This is a genomic window from Ruegeria sp., assembly GCF_965221235.1.
Taxonomy (GTDB): Bacteria; Pseudomonadota; Alphaproteobacteria; order Rhodobacterales; family Rhodobacteraceae; genus Ruegeria.
Window position 1 is genome coordinate 968,549 of the sequence record NZ_CBDCRS010000004.1, and the last position, 13,033, is coordinate 981,581.

Annotated in this window: 19 protein-coding genes; 15 read left to right on the plus strand and 4 right to left on the minus strand. The window is 54.8% G+C overall.

Annotation, left to right across the window (positions count from 1 at the left end):
• Window positions 1-792: 792 nt before the first annotated feature.
• A protein-coding gene (locus ACOQOY_RS07900; protein WP_420583776.1) for an IS5 family transposase occupies window positions 793-1,550 on the minus strand; the annotation gives its coding sequence in 2 pieces (ribosomal slippage) (window positions 793-1,214 and window positions 1,214-1,550; 759 coding nt in all).
• A 147-nt stretch (window positions 1,551-1,697) separates the two neighbouring features.
• Between ACOQOY_RS07900 and ACOQOY_RS07905 the strand changes: the two genes are divergently transcribed.
• Both ACOQOY_RS07905 and ACOQOY_RS07910 read left to right on the plus strand, forming a co-directional pair.
• The gene (locus tag ACOQOY_RS07905; protein WP_420584913.1) at window positions 1,698-2,648 is read left to right on the plus strand and encodes an SDH family Clp fold serine proteinase; all 951 of its coding nucleotides are present in this window, start codon (window positions 1,698-1,700) and stop codon (window positions 2,646-2,648) included.
• 233 nt (window positions 2,649-2,881) lie between these two features.
• Complete coding sequence (locus tag ACOQOY_RS07910; RefSeq protein WP_420584914.1) at window positions 2,882-3,856, plus strand: hypothetical protein; 975 nt, start codon at window positions 2,882-2,884, stop codon at window positions 3,854-3,856.
• A 64-nt stretch (window positions 3,857-3,920) separates the two neighbouring features.
• Here ACOQOY_RS07910 and ACOQOY_RS07915 read toward each other — a convergent pair whose 3' ends face one another.
• The gene (locus tag ACOQOY_RS07915; protein ID WP_420584915.1) at window positions 3,921-4,106 is read right to left on the minus strand and encodes a hypothetical protein; all 186 of its coding nucleotides are present in this window, start codon (window positions 4,104-4,106) and stop codon (window positions 3,921-3,923) included.
• A gap of 225 nt (window positions 4,107-4,331) precedes the next feature.
• On the opposite strand from ACOQOY_RS07915, the gene ACOQOY_RS07920 reads away from it, so the two are divergent.
• From ACOQOY_RS07920 to ACOQOY_RS07980, 13 genes are all read left to right on the plus strand, one after another.
• Window positions 4,332-4,640, plus strand: a complete 309-nt coding sequence (locus tag ACOQOY_RS07920; protein ID WP_420584916.1) for a hypothetical protein — start codon at window positions 4,332-4,334, stop codon at window positions 4,638-4,640.
• A gap of 478 nt (window positions 4,641-5,118) precedes the next feature.
• Window positions 5,119-5,271: a hypothetical protein gene (locus tag ACOQOY_RS07925; protein WP_420584917.1), complete on the plus strand. Its 153-nt coding sequence runs from the start codon at window positions 5,119-5,121 to the stop codon at window positions 5,269-5,271.
• Window positions 5,268-5,519, plus strand: coding sequence for a hypothetical protein (locus ACOQOY_RS07930; RefSeq protein WP_420584918.1), 252 nt, complete (start codon window positions 5,268-5,270; stop codon window positions 5,517-5,519). The genes ACOQOY_RS07925 and ACOQOY_RS07930 overlap by 4 nt, the downstream gene beginning before the upstream one ends.
• Window positions 5,516-6,226: a ribonuclease H-like domain-containing protein gene (locus ACOQOY_RS07935; protein WP_420584919.1), complete on the plus strand. Its 711-nt coding sequence runs from the start codon at window positions 5,516-5,518 to the stop codon at window positions 6,224-6,226. The genes ACOQOY_RS07930 and ACOQOY_RS07935 overlap by 4 nt, the downstream gene beginning before the upstream one ends.
• A gap of 2 nt (window positions 6,227-6,228) precedes the next feature.
• Window positions 6,229-6,876: an RAD52 family DNA repair protein gene (locus ACOQOY_RS07940; protein WP_420584920.1), complete on the plus strand. Its 648-nt coding sequence runs from the start codon at window positions 6,229-6,231 to the stop codon at window positions 6,874-6,876.
• Window positions 6,876-7,382, plus strand: coding sequence for a single-stranded DNA-binding protein (ssb, locus tag ACOQOY_RS07945; protein WP_420584921.1), 507 nt, complete (start codon window positions 6,876-6,878; stop codon window positions 7,380-7,382). The genes ACOQOY_RS07940 and ssb overlap by 1 nt, the downstream gene beginning before the upstream one ends.
• A complete protein-coding gene (locus ACOQOY_RS07950; protein ID WP_420584922.1) occupies window positions 7,382-7,855 on the plus strand; it encodes a hypothetical protein in 474 nt (157 codons plus the stop codon). The genes ssb and ACOQOY_RS07950 overlap by 1 nt, the downstream gene beginning before the upstream one ends.
• The gene (locus ACOQOY_RS07955; RefSeq protein WP_420584923.1) at window positions 7,852-8,235 is read left to right on the plus strand and encodes an HNH endonuclease; all 384 of its coding nucleotides are present in this window, start codon (window positions 7,852-7,854) and stop codon (window positions 8,233-8,235) included. The genes ACOQOY_RS07950 and ACOQOY_RS07955 overlap by 4 nt, the downstream gene beginning before the upstream one ends.
• Window positions 8,236-8,361: 126 nt before the next feature.
• Window positions 8,362-8,634, plus strand: a complete 273-nt coding sequence (locus ACOQOY_RS07960; RefSeq protein ID WP_420587224.1) for a DUF2312 domain-containing protein — start codon at window positions 8,362-8,364, stop codon at window positions 8,632-8,634.
• A 3-nt stretch (window positions 8,635-8,637) separates the two neighbouring features.
• Window positions 8,638-9,024 (plus strand): recombinase family protein, encoded by a 387-nt coding sequence (locus tag ACOQOY_RS07965; protein WP_420584924.1) that lies wholly within the window; start codon window positions 8,638-8,640, stop codon window positions 9,022-9,024.
• Between the two features lie 12 nt (window positions 9,025-9,036).
• A complete protein-coding gene (locus ACOQOY_RS07970; protein ID WP_420584925.1) occupies window positions 9,037-9,327 on the plus strand; it encodes a hypothetical protein in 291 nt (96 codons plus the stop codon).
• 12 nt (window positions 9,328-9,339) lie between these two features.
• Window positions 9,340-9,579 (plus strand): hypothetical protein, encoded by a 240-nt coding sequence (locus tag ACOQOY_RS07975; protein WP_420584926.1) that lies wholly within the window; start codon window positions 9,340-9,342, stop codon window positions 9,577-9,579.
• Window positions 9,580-9,832: 253 nt separating this feature from the next.
• Window positions 9,833-10,918, plus strand: a complete 1,086-nt coding sequence (locus ACOQOY_RS07980) for a tyrosine-type recombinase/integrase (RefSeq protein WP_420584927.1) — start codon at window positions 9,833-9,835, stop codon at window positions 10,916-10,918.
• A gap of 262 nt (window positions 10,919-11,180) precedes the next feature.
• On the opposite strand, the gene ACOQOY_RS07985 is transcribed toward ACOQOY_RS07980, so the two are convergent.
• A complete protein-coding gene (locus tag ACOQOY_RS07985) occupies window positions 11,181-11,681 on the minus strand; it encodes a hypothetical protein (protein ID WP_420584928.1) in 501 nt (166 codons plus the stop codon).
• Between the two features lie 310 nt (window positions 11,682-11,991).
• The gene (locus tag ACOQOY_RS07990) at window positions 11,992-12,948 is read right to left on the minus strand and encodes an IS1595 family transposase (RefSeq protein WP_420584042.1); all 957 of its coding nucleotides are present in this window, start codon (window positions 12,946-12,948) and stop codon (window positions 11,992-11,994) included.
• Between the last annotated feature and the right edge of the window lie 85 nt (window positions 12,949-13,033).

Here is a 13,033-nt window from a genome sequence, read left to right on the forward strand (position 1 = left end):
TATCCTTGAAATTTCGGCAGCAAAAACCCGCTGTGGCGGGAAAGGGATCGTGACAGGCGCTCAAGGACGAATCCGAGCTTTTCGACTCTCACATTGCACCTAAGCCATACCGGAACATTCAGAGAACATCCAGTCACGATATGTGGTGATCCGGCGTGGCGGGCATGACTATCCGGCCACCTGAAATACCAGATGTTGTGTTTCTTGCGCATTTTAGGCTTTGTTTCCCCTGGGGAATTTCTCAGTTTCTAGACGGTGAACTTGGGAAATGCCTAGGTCAAGAATTTTTGCCCTTTACTACCAAATACTACCGGATGCCTTGGCGGATACTCCAATTGGTAGTGAAGACGCTGGCATTGTTGGACAATCGGCCAATCAGTGATCCGCGAGATGCGAATCAAAAATGTACGCAGTCAAATGAACTGTCACGCCCCCGCTCGATCCGGTTAAACCTACAAACGTGTGCTTATTATAGAATATGTTCGGTTATTTGTAAGGGCGGCCTTTTGAATACCCGACCTTCGGCTTGATAGGCTGCGTTCAAATTAGGGTATTGACGGAGCATTCGAACGAAAACGGAACAAGAATCACCGTTACCAACAAAAAACTTGAGTTATCCACAGGAATAGTTGTCGCCAAATTATTGACACAAAGATGTAAATTGCCGCTTATTTAGGGGTGTGGGTACCCCCGAAGCACTAGATCCAACCCAAGTGCCTCGGGGTTTTGAAACCGATAAAACCGCGATGCGACGCGGTCCACCACTCACGTTTCGCTAGGGTCTGTTGACAATCAGCGTGCGGCGACGAGCATAGCGCAGAGGTGCCAGTTAGCAGCGTAACTGATGTCGGTCTTGTCGTATCGCGTTGCTATACCTCTGAATTCCTTGATCTTTGCGAAGTAATTTTCAATCAGATGACGCCACTTGTACATGTGGGTATCGTAGTCTCTCAGCATTTTTCGGTTCGATTTTGGCGGGATAACAGCAGTAGCGCCGCGCTCATCAAGGTCTTTCAGAAGCCAATCAGAATCGAAGGCTTTGTCGGCCAGCAAAGCTCCGAAGGAGACATCCTGGATCAGGGGAGCAACTCCTTTCATGTCGTGTGCTTGCCCCGGTAGAAGCAGAAAACGGAACAAGTTGCCGAGCGCATCGACCAGGGCCACAATCTTGGTCGTCAGCCCGCCGCGAGAGCGTCCGATGGCTTGATGCTGAGTCCCCCTTTTGCGCCCGACGCCTTCTGATGGACTTGCACAATTGTTCCGTCGATCAGAGCGTATTCGAGGTCGGGCTCTCTGCTTATAGCATTGAAAAGACTCTCAAACACACCGGCTTTGGCCCATCGACGAAAGCGTTTGAAAACCGAATTCCAGTTACCGAAATCCTTGGGTAGGTCACGCCATGGCGCGCCTGTTCGTACGCGCCAAAGTACCGCTTCCATGAACCGTCGATTATCCTGACCCGTCGCCCCCGGGTCACCGGCCTTGCCGGGCAGGAGCAGCGCCATCTTCTCCCAAAGATCATCCGAAATCACAAAACGGTTTTCGTCCATTCAAACCTCCATTTTGGAAACTTGAATCAGAGTTCAGACAAATTGTGAATCCCAAATGTCAACAGACCCTAGATGACCATGCTCATAATTGAGCTTTTCGGTCAAGCCGCGTCGCAGCGAGAAACCGCCCCAGGAGGGTCGAGCGACATGTCTGACACCAGAGATTACTTTCTCTATTCCGGGCCAATGGAACGATTGGTCGACTTCGATGTAATCAAATCGATTTCCGAAAACCAGAAATCTAATGCGGTTACGTTGATACTATGCACAGCAGGGGGCAGCCCGGACGCAGCCTACAAAATAGGGAAATATCTACAGTCAAAGTATGAGGACATCAGCATCCTCATTTCCGGAATCTGCAAGAGCGCAGGTACACTTCTCGCCATTTCGGCCAACGAACTGGTTTTCTGCCCATATGGAGAACTTGGCCCACTTGATGTTCAGATGTCCAAACAAGACAACCTGATGTCATTGGAAAGTGGCCTGAACATCACCGAAGCACTGAGCATGTTAGAGCAAAGATCTCGCGACACATTTCACACCGCCGTCAGAGAGGTTGTAAGTGGAAGTGGTGGCGTCGTTTCTTTTGCGACAGCTGCGCATAGTGCCGCAGAGCTGATCGAATCTATGTATGCTCCAATGTTCGGTCAGATTGACCCAGAGGAAGTAGGATCCAGATCTCGAGCCATGCGAGTTGGTGAATATTATGGCACGCGACTTAACCTAAAGTTTAGCAATTTGCGAGATGCAGACTCCATGGTTACGCTGTCAAGGAACTATCCTAGCCACGGTTTTGTGATCGATGAACATGAGGCCAAAAGCCTTTTTAATCGTGTGAGACCTGCAACAAACGAAGAGAAGCTACTAATTGACGCTCTCGGAGAAGCTTGCAGGTTTCCTAAACCACAGCTAGAATTCCTGCACGTTTCCCATATATATGAGGAAATCAACAAAGGGACCGCTGCGAATGGAGACACAGACCACGAGATCGCAGGGGAAGCCGATCAGGGAAAACCAAATGGAAGAGCTTCTTCGTCAAGAACAAGAAAAAATAAGGTTTCATCCGGCAACGACAGTATTGAAACCGGCCCAACCTAATAAAGGCCAACCTGCAGAACCTGCTTTGAATTTTTGACAAAACCCCGCTTCGGCGGGGTTTTTCATTGCCTGACCGATCTTACAGCCGCTTGTAAGAGCCCCGCCCCGGCGGGGTTTTTCTTTGCCCATAACGCGCCGTTCATCTTGCCTTCATTGCGATCCCGCAACACCCGCCCCGGAAATTAACCACCCTAATGTCTCGAAGTGATATTTCACTACAGAGCCAAAAAACTGTGGATTACAGATTTCATACGAAACAGAAAAACGAGGGATTCGAGTTGTTTAATTTCGGTAGATTTTTCACTGTGGCATTGCTGGCCGCAACACCAGGTATTCTTGCTGCGCAAGAGGTTACGGGTGCAGCAACTTTAGGTTTTGGCACGGGCGACATTTCTGGCGGTGGCGGAGATTTTGGAAGCTTCACCGCTGATGCCGTGGCCACCGTAAACTTCGAAAATGGTCTGTTCTGGGGGCTCGGCGCCAAATATGTCTATATCGACCCAGATGACGTTCCGGGCGATGAAACCATCTATGATTTCGACACCAGCCTGAACTATCAGTTCTCAACTGGCGCGGTTATCGGAGCTTACTTTGAATATGCCGATGACGAACTTGATACCGGTCTCGGCTTCGATCTGTCGGGCAGTACGACATCTTATGGCGTTTCCGGCGGATACGTAGCGGACGGCGTGGGGTTCGAAGCGTGGATTGGCCAAACAGACACCTCACCCAGCCTACCCGGTGGCGATGACTTTCTCGACTACGGTGCTCTTGTCCGCTACCAACCGACGGAAGAAGGCGTTTTTGGCGCGCATTTGGCACGCAGTGACGTTTCTGTAAGCGGCATAGATCTGGACCTTTATAGCCTTGGCTTTGGAGGTCGCTATCAATTCGGACCCGGCTGGGGTGCGTTTGGCGGCATATCGCACCAGTCCCTTGCAGACTTCGATGTAGACGCAACCACTTTCGGGGTCGGCGTCGATTACAACTTCATCAATGTGATCGACTTTCCGCTGCAACTTTCTGTGGAACTGTCCCGCACAAACCTGGATGCGGGCGGAGCGGACGCAGACATAGACACCCTGCGCTTTGGACTTACAGTGCCGTTTGATGGAAGAACTTCTGCAACACCGCTGAACAGTGTTGCGCGCGCCGCAATGGCTCCGCGTTACAACACCTATAATACGCTCGTCGATACAGCGTTCTAAAGAACAGATCCAAGCTAAACAAAAGGGCTGTCAGTTCGATCTGCTGGCCCTTTTCCTTTGTGTGTCACGCAGCCCCGGCCGCTTCATCATAGGATAGCTGCACAAGAATCCGGATGTACCCGCGCAGCTCCTCGCCTTCCAAGCCCTCGGCTCCGGTGATCAGCGCCGACATGTACATACTGTCTGACCATGCCTTTGCCTCAGGACTGATGCTGTCCAGTATTTTCTGGATGTCTTCCTCAGGGTCCATGTCAGTCTCCGTTTGGCTCAGCGTCACTCTATCTGACAATTGAATTTCCAAGGACAGCTATTCTTGCGCCCGGCCCCCCGCGCGACAGTTCCCCTGACATTTTCACGTTTAACTTGGTTGATTCTATTCTTGCGTGAAATTATTAATGGATATTTTTTCCATTTTAGTCTTGTAATGGACATTTCTTCCATTTATCTTCCCTCTTGTGACACGAGGGAGACGGACATGCTGACAGTCAATGACATCACTAGCCGATGCCCGGTTTCGGAGAAGCCCGCGTATCTGGTTTTTCGCCGTTCAACTGACAAGCAAAGTGGTCAAGCGTTTTGGCATGTAGGTGCTCTGCTTCGCGGTGCTCAGCGCGCGATTGACAACGCCAACGACCCTTCGGCGTACCCGGACGCCGCAAATGATGCCTTCGTTGTTGCGACCACCTTCAAGGAAGCGGTGAACCTGCAAGACGCGGACCCCCGCTTCACCGACGCGGAGGTTGCGATCTACCGCAGTCCGTACCCGTCACTGGCTGCGGAGTAACGGATATGTGGTCAATCCTCATTTACGCCCTTGCTGCTCTTTCCTGCATCTGCGGAACCACCGCCATCATTGTGATCCTTGCTAACGGCAGGCTGGACGATGGAGACGATCAGTGACCCACATCGCCTCCTCTCTTAACCCCGCGCCTATTGAGCAGGCGCAGAACCCGGCGGGTCTCACCGCTAAGGCCACCACTCGCTCCCCCGATGGTCGGACCTGCCGGGACGTATTCGACGCAAAGCCCGTTACCGAGTGTTGTTCGGTTGTTAACGAGTGCAGGGCAAGCGCGTCAGAGGCTTCTCCCCAGCCGCAGGAGGTGAAAGCCCTCCATACCATTCCGCAGACCTTTGAGTGCGTGAACGCGCCGCAGATCGAAGCGAACGAACTGGATGACGCCTATGGAGCGCTGCCTGTTCACGCTTCTGGTTGCGGACATCGCCTATTCGGACTTTTTCCAATGGATGACAGGAGTTTCGCTATGACCGCAGACTTCGGCTTTTTCTTCGTCATCCTGACAACCCTTTACCTATTCTCGCCCGGACCTCTGTCCCCCCGGTGCGAGTACGACCCCGGTGGGCGTCACCTGTCCACCCAGATAGCCACCGGGGTCACCTTGGAGGTGATGAAATGAAACACTCGATTCCGCAGCATTACCCAGACCCATACGGAAACGGTCAGGCGGTCGTTGCTCGTATTCACTTGAACCTGTCTGAGCAGGGAATGGCCAAGGCTGCGCCTGACGCATTCGACACGGGATACCAAAACCCGCTGTGGCGGGCCGCTAAACGCCGCATCTTCTACACAAACCGCTCCGACTACGAGCGCGCCAAGGCCATTTTGTCCGATCTGAACGCATTGCCGGAGGGATATACAGCATGAATATTCAAGCAAAAATGACCACGATCGAAGAACGCTATGCGTCTCAGCGCTTTGTCTATTTCGATCTTGAAACCATTCCCTGCCAAGACCCTGACTATGCTCAGGAGCTTGAGCGTAAGGTGAAAGCACCCGGCAATATCAAAAAGCCGGAAAGCATTGAAAAATGGCTGTCCGAGAACCGTAAGTCTGCGGCTCAAGACGCCATGGCAAAGACCAGCTTTGATGGTGGTCGGGGTCATATCTGCACCATCGCATGGGCCAAGAATGATGGTGAAATCAAGGTTTCACACGCCAAGAGCATCGGCACCGAGGCCAAGGTACTCGCCGACTTCTTCAACGATCTGGATGAATATCACAGCGAAACCCTGGTGGGCCACAACATCGTCGGTTTCGATGTTGGCTTCCTGCGCAAGCGCGCTGTTTCCCTTGGGATGTTCATGCCGGGACCGACAAGCTTCCCGCGCGACCCAAAGCCCTGGGACAAGAACGTCAACGACACCATGGCGATGTGGGCCGGTGCAGGCAACCGCATCAGCCTTGATGAGCTGTGCAAGGTTCTCGGGATCAAAGGCAAAGAGGGCTTCGATGGCTCAATGGTCGCCAGCGCCTGGGCCGAAGGAGACCATGACACCATCAAGGAATACTGCCGCGATGACGTCTGGCGTGTTCGCGAAATCCACAAACGTTTTCTGCAAGTGGGGTTTTGATCATGGATTGGGAAAAGGTCACAGCAGAACTCAAGAAGCCGTTGGACGCTTCGGCGGTTCGTCCACCAGCACCGGGCAAGTTCGGGGAATATGTCGATGGCAAACACGTCATTGACGAGGCCAATCGCATTTTCGGCCACGACGGCTGGTCCTACGAAGTCACCCGCCTGCAGCAGGTTTCCGAACAGACAGTAGAACACAGGGGCAAAGACCAATACCGCGTCGGCTATCTCTGTACCGTGAAGGTGAACATTGATGGCGTGATCCGTGAAGGGACCGCTGTTGGGTCCGGCGTTGGCAATCCCAACAGCGTTGCCGACCATCACGAAAGCGCGGTGAAGGAAGCTGAGACAGACGCCTTGAAGCGCGCGCTGCGCACCTTTGGCAATACCTTTGGATTAGCTCTCTATGAGAAGGACAAGGACAAGCGCGAGGTTTCCGACCCCAACCAAGCCATTGGTTTGCGCGATCAGCTAAAAGCAGCAGTAGAGAGCCGCGCAACTGCGGAAGATCTCGCTTCGGTCACCAATGACCCGAGATTCAAGCGCGATATGGAAAGCTTCAAAAGCATGGATGAAGCCAAGGCCAATGAGGTTTCCGCTCTGATCACCCAACAGGAAAACACCCTGAGCAACAGGAGCGCTGCATAATGGCTGGAAGCGTCAACAAAGTGATCATTGTCGGAAACCTCGGCGCCGATCCCGAGGTTCGGACATTCCAGAACGGTGGCAAAGTTTGCAATCTGCGCATCGCCACATCCGAGACCTGGAAAGACCGCAACACAGGCGAACGAAAAGACCGCACACAGTGGCACAGCGTGGCCATTATGTCCGAACCCCTCGCTCGCATCGCCGAGCAATATCTGCGCAAAGGCAGCAAGGTTTATATCGAAGGCCAGCTGGAAACCCGCAAATGGCAGGATCAATCCGGCCAAGATCGCTATACGACCGAGGTTGTGTTGCGCCCCTATCGCGGTGAGCTGACCCTTCTGGATTCGCGCGGGGAAGGTGGCAGCGGCGGTGGCTACGGCGGCGGTCAGTCAAGCGGCTATGGTGGTGGTCAGGCCGGTGGCGGCTATGGTGACCCCTATGGTGCGCCGTCCGGTTCCCCTGCCCCAGCATCCGGCGGAATCGACGACGACGAGATACCGTTCTAATGCCCCATCGCGTGATTGATACCGTGGACGACCTGTCCGACTTCACCCGGTTTCTTAGCAACCTGAAACTGCCGATCACCGTGGAGTGGGTTCAGGGTCGAGACCGGACTAAGGACCAGAATGCCTTGCAATGGCTCTGGGCGTCCGAAGTCGCCAAGCAGCTCGGTGACAGGGATGCTGCTGACGTTCAGGCAGATTGGAAGCTGCGCCACGGTGTTCCGATCATGCGAGAGGACAGCGCCGAGTTCCGTGAAGCCTATGACTCAATGATCAAGCCTCTGCCCTTCGAAGCCAAGCAGCGTGTCATGCGTGACCTAGACTTCGGAGTAACCCGGCTGATGAAGGTACGCCAGATGGTGCGGTACATGGACACGATCCAGCGCGAGTGCCTCCAGTTAGGCATTCACCTGACAGAACCCGATCCAGAGCTTTCTAAGTACCAGAACCGCTATCGCCAGAAGGACGCGGCATGACCGGGCGCAAGACAAGGGAATGGATCGGTGCAACGCCTGACACCCCCGCCCCGCCACGTGTTCGCCTGCGGGTATTCGAAGCCTATGGCGGCAAGTGTGGCATCACCGGGCGCAAGATCAACGCAGGTGATGCGTGGGACCTCGATCACATCCAGGCTTTGGCGAACGGTGGAGAGAACCGGGAAAGCAACCTGCAGCCTGCGCTGAAAGAGGCCCACAAGGCCAAGACCGCACGTGACGTAGCCCAGAAATCCAAGGATCGCCGTGTGAGGTCCAAGCATCTGGGAATTCACCAGAGCAAGACACCTCTGCCCGGCGGTCGCAAATCCAAATTCAAGCGCAAGATCGGCGGCGGCGTCGTTCGCCGGGACGAGGAATGAACGCCCCGCACGGTGCCGGGCGCCCCTTCCCGTATGTGAGCTTGCGGGGAGGCCGTATCGCACAACCCCGATAGGTGACAGATGAGCAACAATAAGGCCGGGAAAATGGGCCACAACAAGCCGCCAATGAAGCCAGACCCAGAGTTCGACGCCGCAAAGGACAAGGCCTATCGAGTGACTGCGGATGAGTTGCGCAGTTTCATCGAACGGCTCGAACGCCTGGACGCTGAAAAGAACGAACTAACCGAACATCAGAAGGCCGTCATGGCTGAGGCTAAGGCGCGTGGATACGACACAAAGGTCATGCGCAAAGTTATCGCCCTTCGCAAGCGCGACAAGGACGACATAGCCGAAGAACAGGCCGTGCTGGAACTCTACACCGAAGCGTTGGGGATGTGATCCATGACCTGTGGCGTCTGCGAACCAAACCACATGGCGACCGTACACGGCGCGAGTGACTGCGACACCAAAGTGGTGGGCTACGCTGTCCCCGCTTCCGGGGCCAAATTGGAAGACGAGGTCGCACGCCTGTACCTGCTGGGTGCCAGCATCGTCTTCTGGGACGAAACGACTACGTCGGGACACCAGATGTCGCGCCGCCCCAAGCTCAAAAAACTCCTGCCGCACCTGCGCCAAGGCGACGTTCTCATCGTGAATAGTCAAAATGCCATGGGTGACCGCCCATCACGCCGCGCTGCCTTCGTGGAAAAGTTGTCGAAACGAGGTGTCACAGTAGCACCCGCCAAAGAGGCCCGAGACGCAAGCCTTCGGGACTTGAGAGAAATCTGAATAGGACCACCAATGAGCGACCAGGACGCATACCGCCGCGAACAAGCCCGACAGACGCAGTTGCTGACGGAAGCCATCGACAAGGCGATAACCGACACCTCATCCGATTTCGCAATGCCGATGCTCAACGCTGTCGCTGGCGCTCTGGTGGCTGTGCAGGGCCACGTACTGGCATCCGCGCCCCGCAAGCACCGCAAGGCGCTTCAAGCGGCCATGGAGAAGCAACTGCCCAAAGCCATCGCTTCGGCCAAGGGCCGCGTCTCCACCGCCCAAACCGCCACCATCGGCGGCAAAGTTCACTGAGGATCACGGACCATGCAAGCCTTACGAATTTCAAATGCCACCCGCATTTTGGCCGAGGAACAGGACGAATATCACGCTCTGGCAATCCTTGATGAAGAAATCGGTGGCGTGAACCACATGACCAGTGTCTGGGAACCCACGCCCGCCGAATTGCAACAGCTCATCGATGGCGGCGCGGTCCGACTGACCATTCTCGGAACCGCACACCCTCCGATCATGCTGACCACTCAAGCACCGCATCCCTGTGAATGAATTTCGCTGACGATCTGTTTTCGAACATGAAATGACGAGGCAACCCGATGTCCATGATGCCACCCACCGGATCGTTTATCATCGACAACGGCAAATCGCCGGAACAGTGGTGCGACCTGCTGGCCGAACGTGGCATCGACATCAGCCCGCGCAGCCTGCGCGAGAAAGCCCGCAAACACGACGCTTGCCATATCATTGGCCGAGCGATGATTATCACACCGCAACAGCTTGATGTTATTTTGGAGAATTGCTTATGCCGCTCGAACCGTACCCAAGGGGCAAGGTCTGGTGGGTCAAAGGCCGCGTCGAATACAACGGGCTTGCCATCACAGACTACTACCGCTGCAGCACGGGCGCATCTACTGAAGCTGGCGCAAGGGACTGGATCAAAGCCGAAGAGGAACGGCAGATCCGTTGTCACATCCTTGGCGAAGAATCCGCGCTGACCTTTGCCGATGCGGTGACGCTTTACCAGGCCAAACCGGCTGAGGCCAAGTTCCTGTTGCCGATCCTAGACCAAATCGGCGATGAGTTTGCCCACAAGATCACGCCAGAGCAAGTGCGCGACCTTGGCCCGGTGATCTACCCCAACGCCTCCACCGATACATGGAAGCGCCAAGTCATTACGCCCGTGTCTGCGGTTATCAACAACGCCCATGACAGGGGCAAATGCCCCCCGATCCGCATTCGATCCTATACATCGCAACAGCGCTTGGACCAGGACAAGATACGCGGCAAGCAAAGCCGACCGGAACGCAAGGCGGGAAGCTGGGACTGGATCAGGGCCGTTCAGCCGCATGCCAATCCGTATGTGGCAGCGGGTCTCGAGTTCATGTTTGAGACCGGCGTGCGGGTGTCGCAACTGGTGGCTATTGAGCCAAAGCATTGCGATCTGCAAAACGGGCGCGTCAAGATCATCGCCTCAAAGGGCCACCCGGAACAGTGGGTATCCATCTCGACGGCGCTGGTGGTGACCATGGCCAATCTCAAGCCCAGAGAACCGCACAATCGCCGCCACCACTACAAGCTGCCCAAGCGCATGTTCGGCTATGCTGATCGATCCGGCTTCACCGCCGCGCTGCGCACCGCCTGCAAAAACGCGGGCGTGGACTATCTCAGCCCGCACCAGGCAGGGCGGCACGGGTTCTACACCGAACTCAGGGTGCGGCAGGGCGTTGATCCGGTCACCGCCGCCAAGGCGGGCCGCTGGTCGAACCCGGCGCTACCGGACAAAATCTACGCCCATGTGGAAGGCGATGACCGCGAAATGAGAGACCGGATTCGTACAGGGGCCGTACAGCCGCTGGATGCGAAACATATTAAGGGATTGAAAAAGTAACGGAATTTGGTGTTTCTATTTTCCCTTGGTAAGGGAGAGGTCGAGAGTTCAATTCTCTCCAGCAGCACCATCAGACTCCCGAATCCAGCGTATTCTCAGGACCCTCAGATGGTTCACTGTTTCCAATGGATTTTACTGCGCATACACCGAATTTTTCCGAGCGGTTGCGAAACTCAGACACCTGAAGACAACGCCACCCGCCGAAAACCGCTGGCTCCGGCTTTCAAAATTCAAGTCCAAGAGATTATAGAGTATGTACCGATCAATTGATCCGTGCGGACGCTGCCATTGCTCCGGTCAGTGCGTTTTGGATTTCGCCGGGCAACTCACCGCCTTTTTCATGTAAACCGGCGGCGACCCAACCAACTGTATGACCACGGCTGCCGATCTCGTTGGCGCGCACCAGCATCGGAGAAGTGCGTTCGATGCTGACCAGTGCCATCGCGCGCTCAATCTCTGTGTCTGACAACACCATCTTGACCGCACTGTAGATATCAACCGACACCTGTAGCGTATGATGCTCAAGCCGATGTGCCGCGTCGGTCAGCAGGCGGGTGCAGTACGCAGACAGAAAATACCAGCGGAAGATCGCAAACACGCGGTCCTGCAACTCTCCCTGCACGCTATTACCCACACTCTGCGCGATTCTCTCAAACGCTGCTTCGGCTGCTTTGGAGGCCTTACAGATTTCCTGTTCGCGCTTTGCGATGGAAATGACGCGCGGGGCAAACTCTGTGGCGGCTTCGTGAGAGTCCAAATTCATGACAATTCTCCAACATCTACTGCTGTTGGAGACATGGAAAGCTGCAAAGAAATCTCTTTGTGATCTAAAGCCATTTTTTGCCGAAACTGTCCGAATAGTGGCATAATAAAAATGTCATAAATCCGCGTTCAAGGCAAATGTAAGCGGTTTCCGACGTGGAAATTCTGGCTATATGTTGATTTTTTGCGCCATTCCGAATTGCGGCGCAAACTGAGTTTTTTCCCGCTCCCCACATAGAACTGACACGATCTTGTAATAGTTATGCCCATTTCAACATGTATGAATACTCAATCCTGCTAAATAGTTTGGCTCAGTTCGCAAATTGTGTGCATGAGGTCCCAATCGCGGTCGCGAGACAGGATCTGGCCGATGATTTCAGCAGGTCACACCGTTCGAACCATCGCAGGTAGTTTTCGAGGTATTTGCTCGAAACGCCGCGATAGCGGCGCAGGAAGTCCTTCAACCCACTGTGCCGATTGTTGGCTGTTTGTATGTGAGCCACCCCACGCACCCGTTCACCGGCGGACTGGTTCAATGCTTCGTGTCTGACCCCAAGTGACTTGGCGCAGGGCGGGTAAACGTTGTTTCCATCAGTGACCAGAAGGATGTCATCATCAATCCGGGGTTCCAGAACGCTGTGTATGCTGTCAGCTGTGACAGATGGAAGGACGGAACACGCCGTTGTGCCGCCTCGGTCCACGGCAACCAATATCGGAACCTGTTCGTCTGACAGACCGCGCTTGCTGGCCTTGCCGCCCCTGCGGCGCGCCTTGCGATCAAGTTTGCGATCGCCCTTGCGGCTCTTGAGAACATAGGTCTCGTCGGCTTCGACAATGCCCTTGAGTTTTGGAGGGTCCTGGTCCTTCGTGCCTAAAAATCGGTGCCGCCAACGAAACGCCGTAGAGACGGCAAAATTACAGCGCTTTGCAGACGCGCGAACGGTCAGCCCATCCGCAAGGCAGCCCCCAAAGGCGAGCCATCTGTCCTTCTTGTGCAGGCCCTGTAAAGCCGTGCCCGTTGCCGCGTTGAAAGTCTTGTTGCAGGCCTTGCATTGATACCGCTGTAGCCCTCGGGCTTTGCCCCGCGAAACCGCGCCAGGCGTGCCACAATGCGGGCACTCACGGTCCTCGGCGACGCGCGCTTCGATCGCTGCCAGCGAAGCGGATGGCTCAGTTTCCCCCAGCAACACAGCCTGTGCTTGCTGCCTCTGCGCCAGACTGAGACCGTCTATGCGGGATAACCACTCCTGAAACTGCTTGTGATCCACTGTCAATACCTCCTCGATTTTCCCAAGATCATATCAGAAACGTGAAGCTTGCATACGATTTACGAACTGAGCCAATAGTTTACGA

Excerpts from the sequence above, each read along its gene's own strand:
- ACOQOY_RS07905 (WP_420584913.1), top strand. The coding sequence starts at position 1,698 with ATGTCTGACACCAGAGATTACTTTCTCTATTCCGGGCCAATGGAACGA.
- ACOQOY_RS07915 (WP_420584915.1), bottom strand. The coding sequence starts at position 4,106 with ATGGACCCTGAGGAAGACATCCAGAAAATACTGGACAGCATCAGTCCT.
- ACOQOY_RS07920 (WP_420584916.1), top strand. The coding sequence starts at position 4,332 with ATGCTGACAGTCAATGACATCACTAGCCGATGCCCGGTTTCGGAGAAG.
- ACOQOY_RS07925 (WP_420584917.1), top strand. The coding sequence starts at position 5,119 with ATGACCGCAGACTTCGGCTTTTTCTTCGTCATCCTGACAACCCTTTAC.
- ACOQOY_RS07930 (WP_420584918.1), top strand. The coding sequence starts at position 5,268 with ATGAAACACTCGATTCCGCAGCATTACCCAGACCCATACGGAAACGGT.
- ACOQOY_RS07935 (WP_420584919.1), top strand. The coding sequence starts at position 5,516 with ATGAATATTCAAGCAAAAATGACCACGATCGAAGAACGCTATGCGTCT.
- ACOQOY_RS07940 (WP_420584920.1), top strand. The coding sequence starts at position 6,229 with ATGGATTGGGAAAAGGTCACAGCAGAACTCAAGAAGCCGTTGGACGCT.
- ssb (WP_420584921.1), top strand. The coding sequence starts at position 6,876 with ATGGCTGGAAGCGTCAACAAAGTGATCATTGTCGGAAACCTCGGCGCC.
- ACOQOY_RS07950 (WP_420584922.1), top strand. The coding sequence starts at position 7,382 with ATGCCCCATCGCGTGATTGATACCGTGGACGACCTGTCCGACTTCACC.
- ACOQOY_RS07955 (WP_420584923.1), top strand. The coding sequence starts at position 7,852 with ATGACCGGGCGCAAGACAAGGGAATGGATCGGTGCAACGCCTGACACC.
- ACOQOY_RS07960 (WP_420587224.1), top strand. The coding sequence starts at position 8,362 with ATGAAGCCAGACCCAGAGTTCGACGCCGCAAAGGACAAGGCCTATCGA.
- ACOQOY_RS07965 (WP_420584924.1), top strand. The coding sequence starts at position 8,638 with ATGACCTGTGGCGTCTGCGAACCAAACCACATGGCGACCGTACACGGC.
- ACOQOY_RS07970 (WP_420584925.1), top strand. The coding sequence starts at position 9,037 with ATGAGCGACCAGGACGCATACCGCCGCGAACAAGCCCGACAGACGCAG.
- ACOQOY_RS07975 (WP_420584926.1), top strand. The coding sequence starts at position 9,340 with ATGCAAGCCTTACGAATTTCAAATGCCACCCGCATTTTGGCCGAGGAA.
- ACOQOY_RS07980 (WP_420584927.1), top strand. The coding sequence starts at position 9,833 with ATGCCGCTCGAACCGTACCCAAGGGGCAAGGTCTGGTGGGTCAAAGGC.
- ACOQOY_RS07985 (WP_420584928.1), bottom strand. The coding sequence starts at position 11,681 with ATGAATTTGGACTCTCACGAAGCCGCCACAGAGTTTGCCCCGCGCGTC.